At 73.6% G+C, this 15,104-nt stretch carries 11 protein-coding genes; 3 read left to right on the top strand and 8 right to left on the bottom strand.

Features of this window, described 5'->3' with window-relative positions; genetic code table 11:
* The first annotated feature begins 38 nt into the window (after window positions 1–38).
* Window positions 39–1,343 (top strand): multidrug effflux MFS transporter, encoded by a 1,305-nt coding sequence (locus FHX39_RS08480; RefSeq protein ID WP_332836739.1) that lies wholly within the window; start codon window positions 39–41, stop codon window positions 1,341–1,343.
* Window positions 1,344–1,461: 118 nt separating this feature from the next.
* On the opposite strand, the gene FHX39_RS08475 is transcribed toward FHX39_RS08480, so the two are convergent.
* Window positions 1,462–3,999, bottom strand: coding sequence for a GcvT family protein (locus FHX39_RS08475; RefSeq protein ID WP_183337644.1), 2,538 nt, complete (start codon window positions 3,997–3,999; stop codon window positions 1,462–1,464).
* Window positions 4,000–4,043: 44 nt separating this feature from the next.
* Here FHX39_RS08475 and FHX39_RS08470 point away from each other — a divergent pair, with 44 nt between their 5' ends.
* Window positions 4,044–4,835, top strand: coding sequence for an IclR family transcriptional regulator (locus FHX39_RS08470; RefSeq protein ID WP_198423311.1), 792 nt, complete (start codon window positions 4,044–4,046; stop codon window positions 4,833–4,835).
* Here the strand turns inward: FHX39_RS08470 and FHX39_RS08465 are convergent.
* Together FHX39_RS08465 and FHX39_RS08460 are read right to left on the bottom strand one after the other, a co-directional pair.
* Complete coding sequence (locus FHX39_RS08465; protein ID WP_198423310.1) at window positions 4,817–6,091, bottom strand: aromatic ring-hydroxylating oxygenase subunit alpha; 1,275 nt, start codon at window positions 6,089–6,091, stop codon at window positions 4,817–4,819. The genes FHX39_RS08470 and FHX39_RS08465 overlap by 19 nt on opposite strands.
* Window positions 6,088–7,320, bottom strand: coding sequence for an NAD(P)/FAD-dependent oxidoreductase (locus FHX39_RS08460; RefSeq protein WP_183337642.1), 1,233 nt, complete (start codon window positions 7,318–7,320; stop codon window positions 6,088–6,090). Before FHX39_RS08460 ends, FHX39_RS08465 begins: the two co-directional genes overlap by 4 nt.
* 74 nt (window positions 7,321–7,394) lie before the next feature.
* Here FHX39_RS08460 and FHX39_RS08455 point away from each other — a divergent pair, with 74 nt between their 5' ends.
* Window positions 7,395–7,736 carry a bifunctional 3-phenylpropionate/cinnamic acid dioxygenase ferredoxin subunit gene (locus FHX39_RS08455; RefSeq protein ID WP_183337641.1) on the top strand — a complete coding sequence of 114 codons (342 nt, stop codon included), beginning with the start codon at window positions 7,395–7,397 and terminating at the stop codon, window positions 7,734–7,736.
* Window positions 7,737–7,754: 18 nt separating this feature from the next.
* Here FHX39_RS08455 and FHX39_RS08450 read toward each other — a convergent pair whose 3' ends face one another.
* From FHX39_RS08450 to FHX39_RS08430, 5 genes are read right to left on the bottom strand one after another with little or no spacing between them, the layout of a single operon-like run.
* Window positions 7,755–8,747 carry an ABC transporter substrate-binding protein gene (locus FHX39_RS08450; protein ID WP_183337640.1) on the bottom strand — a complete coding sequence of 331 codons (993 nt, stop codon included), beginning with the start codon at window positions 8,745–8,747 and terminating at the stop codon, window positions 7,755–7,757.
* The gene (locus FHX39_RS08445) at window positions 8,744–10,753 is read right to left on the bottom strand and encodes an ABC transporter permease (RefSeq protein ID WP_198423309.1); all 2,010 of its coding nucleotides are present in this window, start codon (window positions 10,751–10,753) and stop codon (window positions 8,744–8,746) included. Before FHX39_RS08445 ends, FHX39_RS08450 begins: the two co-directional genes overlap by 4 nt.
* Window positions 10,754–10,760: 7 nt before the next feature.
* On the bottom strand, window positions 10,761–11,786 hold the full coding sequence (locus tag FHX39_RS08440) for a quaternary amine ABC transporter ATP-binding protein (protein ID WP_183337639.1): 1,026 nt from the start codon (window positions 11,784–11,786) through the stop codon (window positions 10,761–10,763).
* A complete protein-coding gene (gene betA, locus FHX39_RS08435; RefSeq protein WP_183337638.1) occupies window positions 11,783–13,492 on the bottom strand; it encodes a choline dehydrogenase in 1,710 nt (569 codons plus the stop codon). The genes FHX39_RS08440 and betA overlap by 4 nt, the downstream gene beginning before the upstream one ends.
* A complete protein-coding gene (locus tag FHX39_RS08430) occupies window positions 13,489–15,024 on the bottom strand; it encodes an aldehyde dehydrogenase family protein (RefSeq protein ID WP_183337637.1) in 1,536 nt (511 codons plus the stop codon). Before FHX39_RS08430 ends, betA begins: the two co-directional genes overlap by 4 nt.
* Window positions 15,025–15,104 lie beyond the last annotated feature (80 nt).

The following is a 15,104-nucleotide window of genomic DNA, read 5'->3' as shown; positions in this document are numbered from 1 at the left end:
GCTGGGGTTGGCTGGGCGTACCGGCGAGAGGAGCACACGTGACCGACGTGACCGACCATGCGGGGACGGGCGTCCCGCACCTGGGCTACTGCCCCGACTGCGAGTACCTCAGCGACCAGCCCGCACCGGAGGACGGTGCCGGCCCGGGCCACGCCCGCGTCAGCGCGGCCCTGGTGGCGACCGTCGTCTTCCTGACCGCGATCGCGCCGTTGGCCACCGACATGTACGTGCCGGCCTTCCCCCGGGTCGCCCGCGACCTTGGCGCCGGGGCCACGCAGGTGCAGCTGACGCTGACGACGTTCTTCGTCGGGATGGCGCTGGGCCAGCTGGTCGGCGGTCCGGTCTCGGACCAGCGGGGGCGGCGCGTACCCCTGGTCGCGGCGGTCGTGGTCATGAGCCTCGCCTCCGTGGCGTGCGCCCTCGCCCCGAGCATCGGCGTGATGATGGCGGCGCGGCTGGTCCAGGGCTTCGCCGGCGGCTGGGCCATGGTGATCGGCCGGGCCGTGATCATCGACCTCGCGACCGGCGCCCAGCTCGTCCGGGTGCTCAACGTCATCGCGGCCGTCGGCGGCCTCGCCCCGATCGTCGGGCCGCTGCTCGGCGCGGTCATCCTGCAGCTGTCGCACTGGCGGGTGTCGTTCTGGGTCGTCGCCGGGCTCGGCGTCGTGATGGCTGTCGCGGTCCTGGTCGCCGTTCCCGAGACGCTCCCGCCCGACCAGCGCCACGGCGGCGGGCTACGGACCTTCGCCCGCGCCGGGCGCGAGGTGCTGCGCAACCGCCGCTACGTCGGCTACCTGGTCGTCGCCGGTTCCGCGATGGGCGCGCTCTTCGCGTACGTCGCCACGTCCGCCTTCGTGCTGCAGTCGATGAACGGGCTGTCGCCGATCGCGTACTCGGTCGACTTCGCCGCCAACGCGGGCGGCATGACGGTCGCCGCGCTCGTCGCCGCCCGCCTGGCCGGCCGGGTCCCCACGCGCCCGGTGATCCTCGTCGGCCAGGTCGCGGCGCTGCTCGCGGGCGTGGCGATGCTGGTGGGGGCGATCTGGTTCGACACCCCGCTGCTGCTCGCGATGGTCTGCTTCTTCGTGCTGATGACCGCCCAGGGCCTGATCGGCCCGAACGGCGGCGCGCTCGCCGCCGCCGAGGTCCCGGAGCACCCGGGGACGGGTTCGGCGCTGCTCGGTTTCGTGCAGTGGGTCGCCGCCGGGACGATCGCCCCGCTGGCCGGCCTGGGCGGCGAGGACACCGCGGTCCCGATGGCGGTGATCATGGTCCTCGGCGCCGCCGCGTCCATGATCGGCCTCCTCGTCCTCGCCCGGCCCAGCGCCGAGAACGCTCACTAAGCCAGAGAACGCTCCCTGAGCCTGTCGAAGGGCCTCGAAGAGGTCAGCGTCCCGTCGAGAAACGCCAACCCCTGCGGGGCCCTTCGACGAGCTCAGGGAGCGTTCGGCGGCTCGCGGGTCAGCTCCGAACGCGCTCCATACCGGGGTCGACGAGGGGTTCGGCCGTGACGGTCGCCGGGACGAGGCTGTCGAAGTAGGCGATCTCGACGTTCGCGCCGACGTCGAGCGAGGCCGGGAGCCACGCGTAGGCGATCGGGCGGCCGACGGAGTAGCCGTACGCCGCGCTCGTGACGTAGCCGACGGTCACGCCGCCGGCGAGGACGGGTTCGCGGCCGAGGACGGTCGAGCGGCGGTCGTCGACGGTGAGGCAGCGCAGGACACGGTCCGGCGGGCCCTCGGCGGCGACCTTCTCCAGCCCCCCCTGCCCGACGAAGCCGGGCTCCCCCACGCCGACCGGGCGGACCGCGAAGTCGAGCCCGGCCATGGCCGGCGTGTGCTCCGTCGTCATGTCCGTGCCCCAGGCGCGGTAGCCCTTCTCCAGGCGCAGCGCCTGGAACGCCTGCCGCCCGGCCGCCACCATCCCGTGCGGCCGGCCCGCCTCCCAGAGCACGTCCCAGAGGCGCTGGCCGTTCTCGGCGCTCGCGTACAGCTCCCAGCCGAGCTCGCCGACGTACGAGACGCGGAGCGCGGTGACCGGCACGCCGCCGACCTCGAGCTCGGCGCAGCGGAAGTAGCGCAGCGTCCCGTCGTTGGTCAGGTCGGTGTCGCAGACGGCGCCCAGCACCTCGCGGGCCAGCGGGCCCCACAGCCCGAGGCAGCAGGTGCCGCCGGTGATGTCGCGCACCTGGACCCAGGCCGCCGGGTCGTCCAGGCTCTGCCGGCGCGCCTCGCGCTGGAGGTGGACCGTGTCGAGGTTGCCGTTCGCCCCGACCTGGAACCGTTCCGGTCCGAGCCGCGCGACGGTGACGTCGCTCCGGATCCCACCGGCCTCGTCGAGGAGCAGGCAGTACGTCACCGCGCCCGGCTTGCGCTGCACCTTGCCGGTCGAGAGCCGCCCCAGCAGCGCGGCCGCGCCCGGGCCGGTGACCTCGAGCCGCGTCAGCGGCGTCATGTCGTAGAGCGCGACGGCCGTACGGGTCTTCCACGCCTCGACCGCGCTGACCGGCGACGAGTGCTGAGCGCCCCAGGCGTCGCGGGCCGGTGCCCGCCACTCCCCCGGCAGGTCCTTGACCAGGCCCGCGTTCGCCTCGTACCAGTGCGGGCGCTCCCAGCCGGAGGCCTCGAGGAAGTACGCGCCGAGCTCGCGCTGGCGGGTGTGGAACGGGCTGACCCGCAGGTCCCGCGGGGACAGCCGCGGGGCCAGCGGGTGGATGACGTCGTAGACCTCGACGAAGCTCTGCGCCCCGGTCTCGGCCACGTACGCGTCGGTGGTCTGGACGGGGTGGAAGCGGCCGGCGTCCGACCCGGCCAGGCAGATCTGCGACCGGCCGTCGACGAGCAGCTCGGCGACCGCGCGGGCGACGCCGGCGGAGTGCGTGACCCAGACGGCCTCGGCGAGGTAGAAGCCGGCCACGTCGGGGCTCTCGCCGACGAGCGGTCCGCCGTCCGGGGTGAAGGAGAAGATGCCGTTGAAGGCGTCCGCGACCTCCGCGCCGCGCAGCGCGGGCAGCAGCCGCTGCGCCGCCTCCCACGGCCGGTCGAAGTCCTCGGGCGTGAAGCCGAGCCGCGACGGCATCTGGTGGGCGTCGTACGCGTCGGGGTCGTAGCGGGGCAGGTCGGCCAGGTCGACGGGCATCGGGCGGTGCGCGTACGAGCCGATGCCGAGCCGGTCGCCGTGCTCGCGGTAGTAGAGGTCCTCGTCCTGATGACGCAGGATCGGGGCGCTGGCCCCGTTGGGCCCGGCGAACGGGCCGCTGACGTTGCGGCCGGCGAGCTCGGCCAGGGGGCTCGTCGTCACGTACTGGTGGGCCAGCGGCAGCAGCGGCACGGCCATGCCGACCATGGCGCCGACGTGCCGGCCCCAGAACCCGGCGCACGACACGACCACGTCGGCCGCGATCGTCTCCGTCTCGCCGCCGGTGGCGGGCCGGACGGTGACCCCGGTGACCCGGCCCCCGGCCTGCTCGACGTCGACGACCTCGGTGCGGTCGCGGTAGACGACCCCGGCCTCGCGGGTGCGGGCCACGAGCAGCTGCACGGCACGGGCGGCGAGCGCCAGCCCGTCGGTCGGGGTGTGGAGACCGCCCAGCACCTGGCTGGTGTCCAGCAGCGGGTGCAGCCGCCCGCACTCGTCGGCGTCGACGATCCGCCCGTCGATCCCGACCGAGGTCAGCCAGCCGAGGCGGCGGTGCAGGTCCTGCAGCCGGGTCGAGGTGGTGGCGACCTCCAGTCCACCGACCGGGTTGAAGCAGGGCGTGCCGTCGGCGACGAAGCCCGAGAGCTTCTCCACCGTGTAGCGGGCGAACTGGCTCATCGACCGCGACGGCGACGTCTGGAACACCAGGCCGGGCGCGTGGCTCGAGGAACCGCCCGGGACAGCGAGCGGGCCCTGCTCCACGACGGTGATGTCGCTCCAGCCGCGGGCGACGAGCTCGTCGGCCAGGTTGGCGCCGACGATCCCGGCGCCGATCAGCACCACGGACGGCGTACGGGGCATCAGGCTTCTCCTGTGTTCGGGTCGGGGCTGGAAGGATGAGCGGCATGTCGTCCGACCTGTCCGCCGAGAGCGCCCGCGTCCCGGGGATCCAGTCCGTCGACCGGGCGGCGAGCATCCTCGAGCTCCTCGGCCGCACCGGCAGCGCCGGCGTCAGCGAGGTCGCGCTCGAGCTGGACGTCCACAAGTCGACCGCCTTCCGGCTGCTCGGCGCGCTCGAGGCGCGCGGGCTGGTCGAGCAGGGCGTGAACCGGGGCAAGTACCAGCTGGGCATCGGCGTGCTCCGCCTGGCCAACGCGGTCTACCACCGGCTGAGCGTCGTGGCGCAGGCCCGGCCGAGCCTGGAACGCCTGGCCGACGCGCAGGGCGAGACGGTCAACCTGGCCGTCCAGCGCTCGGGATGGGCGGTCAACCTCGACCAGGCGATGGGTCCGTCGCCGCTGACGAGCTACGACTGGATCGGCAACCTGACCCCGCTGCACGCCACGGCGAGCGGCAAGGTGTTCCTGGCCGCGCTCGGCGCCGAGGAACGGACGGCGCTCCTCGGGCCGGAGCCGCTCACGCGCTTCACCGAGGCGACGCTCACCGACCGCGACCGGCTCGACGCCGAGCTTGCGCGGGTCGCGGCGGCGGGCGTCGCGAGCACGTACGGAGAGCTCGAGGACGGGCTGAACGCCGCCGCGGTCCCCGTCCGGGACCACCTCGGTTCGGTCGTCGCCTCGATCAGCGTCGCGGGCCCGGCGTTCCGGTTCGACCCGGCCGACGAGCAGGTGGTCGCCGACCTGCGCCGTGCCGGCGCCGCGGTGAGCGAGCGGCTGGGTCACGACCCTTCCAGCTGACCCGAGACCGACCCCGGCCGGGCCGGGACGATCCGCTCGGGCACGCGCTGCGCGGCCCGGGCGTGCTCGATCTCCGGGCCGACGTGGTCCAGCACCCAGTCGTGGAACGCGCCGATGTGGTGCTCGCTCGGGGTGAGGACGCCACCGTCGGCGTAGACGCGGGAGCCCATCGCGGGCTGGCAGCGCTCGCAGGCGTCGAAGTCCTGCTGGTTGACCCGGTGGAAGAGCTCGACCGAGGCGTCCAGGTCACGGCCCTCGTCGACGACCGACGGCAGGTAGAGCCAGTCGCACTCGACGATCGTGCGGTCGGCCGCCACCGGGAACATCCGGTGCAGGATCACGTGGTCGGGCACGAGGTTGATGAACACGTTCGGCTTGATCGTGATGGCGTAGTAGCGCCGGTCCTGGTCGGCGGTGATGCCGGGGATGCGGTCCAGGCCCTCCGAGCCGTCGACGGTGAAGCCCTGGATCTGCTCGCCGAACTCCGCCCCGTGGCCCACGAACACCTGCGCAGCCAGACCGTCGGCGAACTCGGGCAGGACCTCCGTCAGCTCGGGGTGGATCGTCGCGCAGTGGTAGCACTCCATGAAGTTCTCGACGATGAGCTTCCAGTTGGCCTTCACGTCGTAGACGACGCGGCGGCCCACCTTGAGGTGGGCGACGTCGTAGCCGTCGATCAGGTGCGCGTCGCCGAGCCGCTCGCCGACCGCGCCCATCACCTCGTCCTCGAAGGAGGGCGCCTCCGGGGCGAGGCAGACCCACACGTAGCCCAGGTACTCCCGCACGTGCGGCTTCGCCAGCGCGTACGTGTCGCGGTCGACGTCGGGCATCTTCGTCAGGTTGGGCGCGGCGATCAGGCGACCGTCGAGGTCGTAGGTCCACGCGTGGTACATGCACTGGATCGACCGCTTGAGCTGGCCCTCGGGCTCGGTGCACAGCTGCACCCCGCGGTGGCGGCAGACGTTCAGGAAGGCGCGGATCTCGCCCTTGCGGTTGCGGGTGATGATCACGCTCTCGCGCCCGACCTGCACCGTCTTGAACGCGCCCGGACCGGTCAGGTCCTCGGCGCGGACGGCGCAGAACCACATCGACTCGAGGAACCGCGCCTGCTCGGCGGTGAAGACGCCCTCGTCGACGTAGCTGCAGCCGGGCAGGGTCGAGATGAGGCTGTCCGAGATCCGGGTGGAGACCATGTGCCCGCCCGCGGCCAGGCTCTGCTCGACGGCCTGCGGGTCCTGGGTGTCGACGGCGGTCATGCGGCTGCTCCTCGTGCTGGGGTCGTGGCGGGGGTTTCAGCGGCGGGGGTCTCGGCCCGTTGGCCGAGGCTGGCGACCAACGTCTTGCGCCAGCGCACGAACGGTCGCGGCTGGTCGAGCGAGAGGACCGCGACCGGTACGCCCGCGCGGCGGTAGACCGCGAGGAAGCCCTGCTCGCCCAGGTCGGTCTCGACCTCCACCGCGTCGGCGAGCGACGGGTAGCCGGCCGCCTGGATCCGGTGGCCGTGCTGATCCGACCAGAAGTACGGCAGGTAGGGCTTGCGGACCGGTGATGGCACACCGAGGAGCGCGGCCACCGCACGACCGGGACGTTCCAGGGCGTCGGTCCAGTGCTGGGCGCGGTGGTGCCGCTCCAGGTGCGGGTCCCACCACGCCGCGCAGTCGCCCACCGCCACGAGGCCCGGCACGGGACTGCCGTCAGCGAGCACCCGGCCCGACGCGTCGCACCGCACGCCGTCGGCGAGGTCGATCCCGGCGCCCAGCAGCCACTCCGTCTCCGGCGCGGCCCCGACGGCCACGAGGACGACGTCGGCGGGCAGCCGTTCGCCGCCGTCGAGCTCGAGGCTGGTGACCCGGCCGTCCGCGACGTCGGCACCGAGGACCGACACCTCCGTCCGGACGTCGACGCCGCGGTCGCGGTGCAGCTCGACGAGGCGGGGCGCGAGCTCCGCGCCGACGACCCGGGCGAGCGGCGCCTCCTCGGGGGTGAGCAGCGTGACCCGGCAGCCCAGCTCGGCCGCGGTGGCGGCGACCTCGCACCCGACCAGCCCGGCGCCGACGACGACGAGGTGGTGCCCGGGCACGAGCTCGGCCCGCAGCCGTTCGGCGTCCTGCCGTGTCCGCAGGACCACGACGTTCTCGCTGGTGTGCGGCAGCTGCGGGAGCGTCCGGGCCCGGGCCCCGGTCGCCAGGACGATCCCGTCCGCGGTCAGGACCTGCCCGTCCGCCGTCACGACGCGCCCCGGCTCGAGCGACACGGCCGACCCCGTCAGCCACTCCGCGCCGAGGTCCTCCTGCGGCGCGTCCAGCTCGAGGTCGGCGGCCGACGCGCGGCCGGCGAGGTAGTCCTTCGACAGCGGAGGCCGGTCGTACGGGCGGCCCGGCTCGGCCCCGAGCACCTGCACCGGGCCCGTGAACCCGAGCTCGCGCGCCGCGCGGACGGCGGACAGGCCGGCGAGGCCGTTCCCGATCACGAGCAGCGATCTCATCGCACGTCTCCCGAATTAGTAATAGCGCAATCCTGATGCGTCATGCGAGACAGGTCAAGCGATAGGCTCGGCGTGTGCTGAAGGTCGGACCCGTGTCGTCCCTGTCCCCCGGCGAGGCCGTCCGCCTCGAGACCTCGCCGCCGATCGCGGTGTTCCGCACCGACGACGGCGCGCTGTACGCCATCGACGACACGTGCACCCACCAGGACGCGTCGCTCGCCGACGGCTGGCTCGAGGACTGCCGGGTCGAGTGCCCCTTGCATGCCTCGACCTTCGACCTCCGGACGGGCGAGGTCGACCAGCCGCCGGCCAAGCGGGGCGTGCGGACGCACCGGGTGGTGGTCGAGGGCGACGAGATCTTCGTCGAGGAGTCCTCCGACACCCCGAACCTCCCCCCGGGCGTCACGCTGTCCTGATGCCTCCGGCCTGACCCGTCAGGCCGGGAGCCAGGCGGCGACCTTGTCCGGGTTGTCGGCGATCCACTTGTCGGCCGCGGCCTCCGGCGCCATCTTGTCCTCGGCGATGTACTTGCCGACCACGTTCTGGTCGTCGTTGGTCCAGGTGAACTTGTGGACCACCTGGTACGCGGGGCTGCCCGAGTCCACGAACTCCTTCGCGACGACCTTCTGCAGCGGCGTCGAGGCGTAGTCGCAGGCGATCTTCTCCGGGTCGGCGTCGCAGCCGTCGACGTACGGCGGCAGGTTCACCTTGGCGAGCTTGACCTCGGAGAGGAACCACTGCGGGGAGTAGAAGTAGCCGATCAGCGGCTTCTTCTCCTGCTCGGCCTGACGGAACGCGGTGATCAGCGCCGCCTCGCTGCCCGCGTAGACGACCTTGTAGTCGAGGTCCAGGTTCTTCACCAGCGCCTCGTCGTTGGTCACGTACGACGGGTCGCCGTCGAGGAGCTGCCCCTGGCCGCCGGACTCGGTGGTCTTGAACATCTCCGCGTACTTGTTGAGGTTCTTGTAGTCGGTGATGTCGGGGTACTTCTCGGCCATCCACGGCGGCACGAACCAGCCGATCTGCCCGACGTTGCCGTTCGGCCCGTCCATCACGGCGGTCGGGCTGGCCGACTCGACGTACTTCTTCTCCAGGTCCGGGTGGCCCCAGTCCTCGATCACGACGTCGACCGAGCTGCCGAAGCCCTGCCAGGAGACCTCCTCCTTGAGGTTCTGGTACTCCACCTCGCAGCCGAGCTTCTGCTTGACCACCTCGCCGACGACGTACGCGGACGCCTCGTAGCCGACCCACGGGTTGACGGCCATCTTCATCGTGCTCGTGCAGGCGGGCGCCGAGCCGTTGCCCGCCGCCGAGCCGGCACCGCTGCTGATGTCACCGCCCCCGCACGCGGTCAGCACGAGGCTGCCGGTCGCGACGAGCGCGGCCAGGGCGATCGGGGCACGGGCCCTACGGGTCGGAGCAGTCACTGGTGTTCCTCTCGAGAGCCGGTCCGCGCGACCCAGCCCTGGGTCGTGCGGTCGAACAGGATGGCGAGGGCGACGATGGCGACGCCGGCGGCGACGCCCTTGCCGAAGAGCTCGGACTGGGAGAAGCCGGCGACCACGAGGTAGCCGAGCCCGCCCGCCCCGACGAGGCCGCCGATGACGACGACCGCGAAGACGTAGAGCAGCCCCTGGTTGGCCGCCAGGGCGACGCTGCTGCGGGCCATGGGCAGCTGGACGCGGGTCACGAGCTGCCAGCGGGTGGCCCCGGTGGAACGTGCCGCCTCGACGGTCGTCGGGGAGACCCCGCGGATGCCGTCGCAGACGAGCTTGATCGCCACGGGCGCCCCGTAGATGACGGCGGCGACCATCGCGGTGAAGCGGGTCGAGCCGAACAGGGCCAGCGCGGGGACGAGGTAGACGAAGGCCGGGATGGTCTGGGCGGTGTCGAGCACCGGGCGGACGACGAGGTCGACCCGGCGGTCGTTCGCCATCAGCACGCCCACGACGAGGGCCAGCACGACCACGAGCAGGGACCCGACGACCGCGGTCGCCAGCGTGACCATCGCCTCGTGCCAGATGCCGACGGCGAGGATGACGCCGACGCAGACCAGCGCGACGACCCCGACCCGCCAGCCGGCGAGCAGCGCGGAGCATGCGACGAGGACGGCGGCGACGAGCCACCAGGGCGAGGACGCGAGCAGGGCCTGGAACGGGTTGAGCAGCACGACCGTGAACGCCTGCGAGAGCGGTCCGGTGACGGCGCTGCCGTGGAGCGCGACGGCGTCGGCCACGCCCTGGGCCGCCGCCCCGACCGGGCCACCGAGGTCCGGCGAGGTCGGGAACCGGGCCAGCGCGAGGTAGAGGTGGGAGTAGTAGACGCAGACCACGGCGATGACCGCGGCCGCACCGAGCCCGATCCGCCGACGCCGTACGCCGGCCGGCGTCCGCATCAGCCCGGTCCGCTCGCCGGCGGCGGTGGTGACGCGGTCGAGCATGACCGCGGCCAGGGCGACGAGCACGCCGGCGGTGAAGGACGTGCCGACGTCGAGCGAGGCGAGCGCGCTGATCACCGGCACGCCGAGGCCGGGCGAGTTGATGAAGGCGGCGATGGTGACCATGGACAGCGCGGCCATCACCGACTGGTTGACCCCGACGAGGACGGTGCGGCGCGACATCGGCAGCAGCACCCGCAGCAGCCGCTGCGCCCCCGTCGTGCCGAGCGAGTCGGTCGCCTCGAGCACGCTGCGGTCGACACCGCGGATGCCCTCGGCGGTGACCCGGACGACCGGCGGGAAGGCGTAGACGAAGGTCGCGATGACCGCCGGCGCACCGCCGATGCCGAAGAACAGGGTGACCGGCAGCAGGTAGACGAACGAGGGCAGCGTCTGCATCACGTCGAGCACCGGGGTGACCACCCGGGACACCCGGCGGCTCGTCCCCATCCACACGCCGAGCGGGAGGCCGACGACCAGCACGAGGACGACGGAGACGAACGTGACGACCAGGGTGTCGAGGCTCTCCTGCCAGTAGCCGAACGTCCCGAACGCGGCGAAGACCAGTGCGGTCAGCACCGCGAGCCGCCAGCCGGCCACGGCCAGGGTGACGACGACGGCGAGGGCGACCACCCCGAGCCAGCCGATCTCGGGGGTCGGGCGCCCGGGCGGTGCGTCGCTGACCAGGTGCTGCAGTGCCTCGATGACCGCGTTCAGCGCGCCGGCGACCCCGTCGAGGACCCGCAGCAGCCCGCTGCTGCCGCGGGAGGCGTCGAGGGAGTCGCGCAGCCCGTTGACGCCGACCTGGAACGGGGACAGGTCGGAGCGGGCGACCTCCAGGGTCGCGCGGCCCTGCAGCGCGATCCCGACCATGACGCCGACGACGAGCACCGCGAGCAGGGCCGTCGTCCTGGTGACGATCCGGCGGGCGGGCGCGGGTTCGGCGGGAGCGGGCGTGGCCTGCTCCGTCGGACGCGCCGGCGCTGTGGTCGTCACGGGGTGGTCATCGCGGGCCGGCGCCCAGCAGGGCGAGGACGTCGTCGCGGTGCACGACGCCGAGGGTGCGGTCGCCGTCGACGACGCGGACCGGGAGGTCGGTGGACAGCACGCGGTGGGCCGCGTCGGCGACGAGGGTCTGCACCGGCAGCGGGCTGCCGTCGCACACGGGGTCGTCGCCCGGGTCGCGGACCAGCCAGCGCAGCGTCAGCACGCGGGCCTTGGGCACGTCGCTGACGAAGTCGCGGACGTAGTCGTCGGCCGGCGCCCCCACCACCTCGTCGGGCGTCCCGACCTGCACCACCTCCCCGTCGCGCATCACGAGGATCCGGTCGCCCAGCTTGAGCGCCTCGCTGAGGTCGTGGGTGATGAAGACCATCGTCTTGCCCATGTCGCGGTGCAGCCGGACGACCTCGTTCTGCATGTCGCGGCGGATCAGCGGGTCCAGCGCGGAGAACGGCTCGTCGAAGAGGATCAGCGACGGGTCCGCGGCCAGCGCGCGACCGAGACCGACCCGCTGCTGCATGCCGCCGGACAGCTGGTCGGGGAACGACTGCTCGTTGCCCGTCAGCCCGACGAGGTCGACGACCTCCTGGGCCCGCGCGAGCCGGTCGCGCCGCGACTCCCCGCGGACCTCGAGCCCGAAGGCGATGTTGTCGATGACCCGGCGGTGCGGCAGCAGCCCGAAGTGCTGGAACACCATGGCGACGTGGCGCCGGCGCAGGTCCCGCAGCCGGGCGGGGGTCATGGTGCTGACGTCGTCGCCCTCGATGCGGACGGCGCCGGCGGTCGGCTCGACCAGCCGGGTCAGGCAGCGCACCAGCGTGGACTTGCCCGAGCCGGACAGGCCCATGACCACGAACACCTCCCCCGGCGCCACGGTGAACGACACGTCGCGCACCGCCGCCGTGCAGCCCGTACGGGCGCGCAGCTCGGCGCGCGGCAGGTCGGCCTCCGGCGAGCCCGGGATGCGGGACGCCCGGGGGCCGAACACCTTCCAGAGGTGCTCCACCTCCAGCGCCGCGCCGCTCATGCGGCCACCTCGGTCGCGTTGCGGGCGTCGCCCGGCGGGTAGAGCGGGTCGCCCGCGCGGTAGCGGTAGTAGGGGACGTGCTCGGGCGCCAGCGGCGTCCGCCCGGCGATCAGGTCGGCCGCGCGCTCGGCGAGCATCATGACCGGGGCGTAGATGTTGCCGTTCGGGACGTAGGGGAAGGTCGACGCGTCCACGACCCGTAGCCCGTCGACGCCGTGCACCCGCAGGTCGGCCGGGTCGAGGACGGCCTGGTCGCCGGTCCCCATCGCCGCCGTGCAGGACGGGTGCAGCGCGGTCTCGGCGTCGCGGGCCACCCAGTCGAGGACCTCGGCGTCGGTCTGCACGCCGGGTCCGGGCGAGATCTCGCCGCCGCTGAACGCCGCGAACGCGGGCTGCGCCAGGATCTCGCGCGCCTTGGCCACCATCTCGAGCCACTCGCGCCGGTCGTCGGGGGTGGAGAGGTAGTTGAAGCGCAGCGCCGGGTGGACCTTCGGGTCGCGGCTGCGGATCGTCACGCTGCCGCGGCAGTCGGAGTACATCGGTCCGATGTGCACCTGGTAGCCGTGCTCCGAGGCCGGCCGCGTCCCGTCGTAGCGGATGGCGATCGGCAGGAAGTGGAACATGAGGTTCGGGTAGTCGACCGTGTCGTTGCTGCGGATGAAGCCGCCCGCCTCGAAGTGGTTGCTGGCCCCGACGCCCGAGCGCAGGAACAGCCACTCCGCGGCCACGCGCGGCTTGTGGCGGTGCTTGAGCCACGGGGCGATGGAGACCGGCTGCACGCTGGCGTGCTGGATGTAGACCTCCAGGTGGTCCTGGAGGTTGGCGCCGACCCCGGGCAGGTCCGCGACGACGTCGACGCCAAGCGGGCGCAGGACATCGGCCGGCCCGATCCCGGACAGCTGGAGGATCTGGGGCGTCGCCAGCGCACCGCCGGACAGCACGACCTCACCGGACCCGACGCTGTGCCGCCGCCCGCCGCGCAGGTAGTCGACGCCCACCACGCGGGGCCGGCCGTCGACGGTCCGGGTCCGCAGGCCGGTGACGTGGGCCAGCGTCCGGACGGTCAGGTTGGGCCGCGAGCGCACCGGGTGCACGTACGCCCGGGCCGCGCTCAGCCGGCGGCCGCGGTGGAGGTTCCGGTCGAAGGGGGCGAACCCCTCCTGCCGGTAGCCGTTCACGTCGTCGGTCAGGTGGTGGCCGGCCTGCTGCACGGCCTCGAAGAACGCGCCGAAGAGCGGGTTGGTGGCGGGTCCGCGCTCGAGCACCAGCGGCCCGCTGCCCCCGCGCCACGCGTCCGCGCCGGCGAGGCACGTCTCCATCCGCTTGAAGTACGGCAGGCAGTGCGCGTAGTCCCAGTCGGCCATCCCCGGCTCGGCCGCCCAGCGCTGGTAGTCGGCCGGGTTGCCGCGCTGGAAGATCATCCCGTTGATGCTGCTGGAGCCGCCGAGCACCTTGCCGCGTGCGTGGTGGATCGTGCGGCCGTTCATGAACGGCTCCGGCTCGGAGGAGTAGCGCCAGTCGTAGAGCCGGTTGCCGATCGGGTACGGCAGCGCGGCCGGCATGTGGATCAGGGGGTCGAGGCGGAAGTCGCTGCGCCCAGCCTCCAGCAGCAGCACCGTCACGTCCGGGTCGGCGCTCAGCCGGTTGGCCAGCACGCAGCCGGCCGACCCGCCGCCGACGATGACGACGTCGTAGCGCTCCGTCACGCGACCGCTCCCCCGTCCTGCTGCTCGCCCGGTGGCGTCCGGGGCGCGAACCATCGCTGCGGCGTCGGGGCGATGTTGTGCCAGACGTGCTTGGTCTCGCGGTACTCGGCCAGCCCGGACGGCCCGAGCTCGCGCCCGACCCCCGACTGCTTGTAGCCGCCCCACTCGGCCTGGGGGACGTACGGGTGGTAGTCGTTGATCCAGACCGTGCCCATCCGCAGGCGTCCCGCGACGCGCTCGGCCCGGCCGGCGTCGGCGGTCCACACCGCGCCGGCGAGGCCGTAGTCGGAGTCGTTGGCCAGCGCGACCGCCGCGTCCTCGGCGGCGGCCCGGTCGGCCCCGGAGAAGCGCTCGACGGTCAGCACCGGCCCGAACGACTCCTCGCGCACGACCGTCATGTCGCTGCGGCACCCGTCGAGGACGGTGGGCCGGTAGTAGAAGCCGTCGGCGAGCGCGGGGTCGTCGGGTCGTACGCCGCCGCAGCGGAGCACTGCGCCCTCAGCGAGCCCGGCGGCGACGTACGCCTCGACCTTGTCGCGGTGCGCGGCCGAGATGAGGGGCCCGGTCTCCGCGTCCGCGTCCTCCGGCCCGCCGAGGCGGATCTGCTCCGCGCGCCCGACCAGCTCCGTCACGAAGGCGTCGGCGATCGCGTCCTCGACCAGCAGCCGGGCGCCGGCGGAGCAGACCTGCCCCGAGTGCAGGAACACAGCGGTCAGCGCGAAGTCCAGCGCGGTCTCGAGGTCGGCGTCGGCGAAGACGACGTTCGGGTTCTTGCCGCCCAGCTCGAGGGCGACCCGCTTGACCGTCGGCGCCGCGGCGGCCATGACCGTCCGACCGGTGGCGAGGCCGCCGGTGAAGCTGACGAGGTCGACGTCGGGGTGGGCGCTGAGCACGCCGCCGGTGCCGGGGCCCGCCCCAAGGACGAGGTTGGCCACGCCGGCGGGCACGCCCGCCTCGGCCAGCGTCGCCATCAGCAGGACCGCCGTCGACGGGGTCAGCTCGCTGGGCTTGAGCACGAACGTGCAGCCCGCGGCCAGCGCGGGCGCGACCTTCCACGACGTCTGCAGCAGCGGGTAGTTCCAGGGGGTGATCAGCGCGCACACGCCGATCGGCTCGTGCACCACGCGGCTGACCACGTCCGACCGGCCGACGTCCACGACCCGGCCGGCCTCGCTGCCGGCGAGGCCGGCGAAGTAGCGGAAGACCGAGACGACGTCGGCGAGGTCGTAGCGGCTCTCGACCAGCCGCTTGCCCGTGTCGGCGGACTCGGCCCGCGCGTACGCGTCGGTGTCCCGCTCGAGCAGGTCGGCCACGCGGTGCAGGAGGGCGCCCCGCTCGCCGGAGCCGGTCCGCGGCCAGGGACCGGCGTCGAAAGCGGCGCGTGCGGCGGCCACCGCGGCCCGCGTGTCCTCCGGCCCCGCCTCGCTGACGGTCGCGACCAGCCGATCGTCCGCCGGGCAACGGATGTCGCGGGTCGCCTCGTCGGCCGCCGGCCGCCAGGCCCCGCCCACGTACAGGTCGCTCGTCCCCACGCGCAGGTTCCCCCGGTGTCGCTCGCGGGCAGCCCCCCGCGGGTCGCCGTCCGGTCACCTTGGCACAGGCCTCCGACGAG

The sequence above is a fragment of the Microlunatus antarcticus genome (assembly GCF_014193425.1).
In the GTDB taxonomy this organism is placed as follows: Bacteria; Actinomycetota; Actinomycetes; order Propionibacteriales; family Propionibacteriaceae; genus Microlunatus; species Microlunatus antarcticus.
Note: the sequence above shows the minus strand (reverse complement) of the source record. Positions and strands in the feature narration are given on the sequence as shown.

Coding starts and splice junctions, on each gene's coding strand:
- FHX39_RS08475 (WP_183337644.1), bottom strand. CDS start 3,999: ATGCCCCGTACGCCGTCCGTGGTGCTGATCGGCGCCGGGATCGTCGGC.
- FHX39_RS08470 (WP_198423311.1), top strand. CDS start 4,044: ATGTCGTCCGACCTGTCCGCCGAGAGCGCCCGCGTCCCGGGGATCCAG.
- FHX39_RS08465 (WP_198423310.1), bottom strand. CDS start 6,091: ATGACCGCCGTCGACACCCAGGACCCGCAGGCCGTCGAGCAGAGCCTG.
- FHX39_RS08460 (WP_183337642.1), bottom strand. CDS start 7,320: ATGAGATCGCTGCTCGTGATCGGGAACGGCCTCGCCGGCCTGTCCGCC.
- FHX39_RS08440 (WP_183337639.1), bottom strand. CDS start 11,786: ATGAGCGGCGCGGCGCTGGAGGTGGAGCACCTCTGGAAGGTGTTCGGC.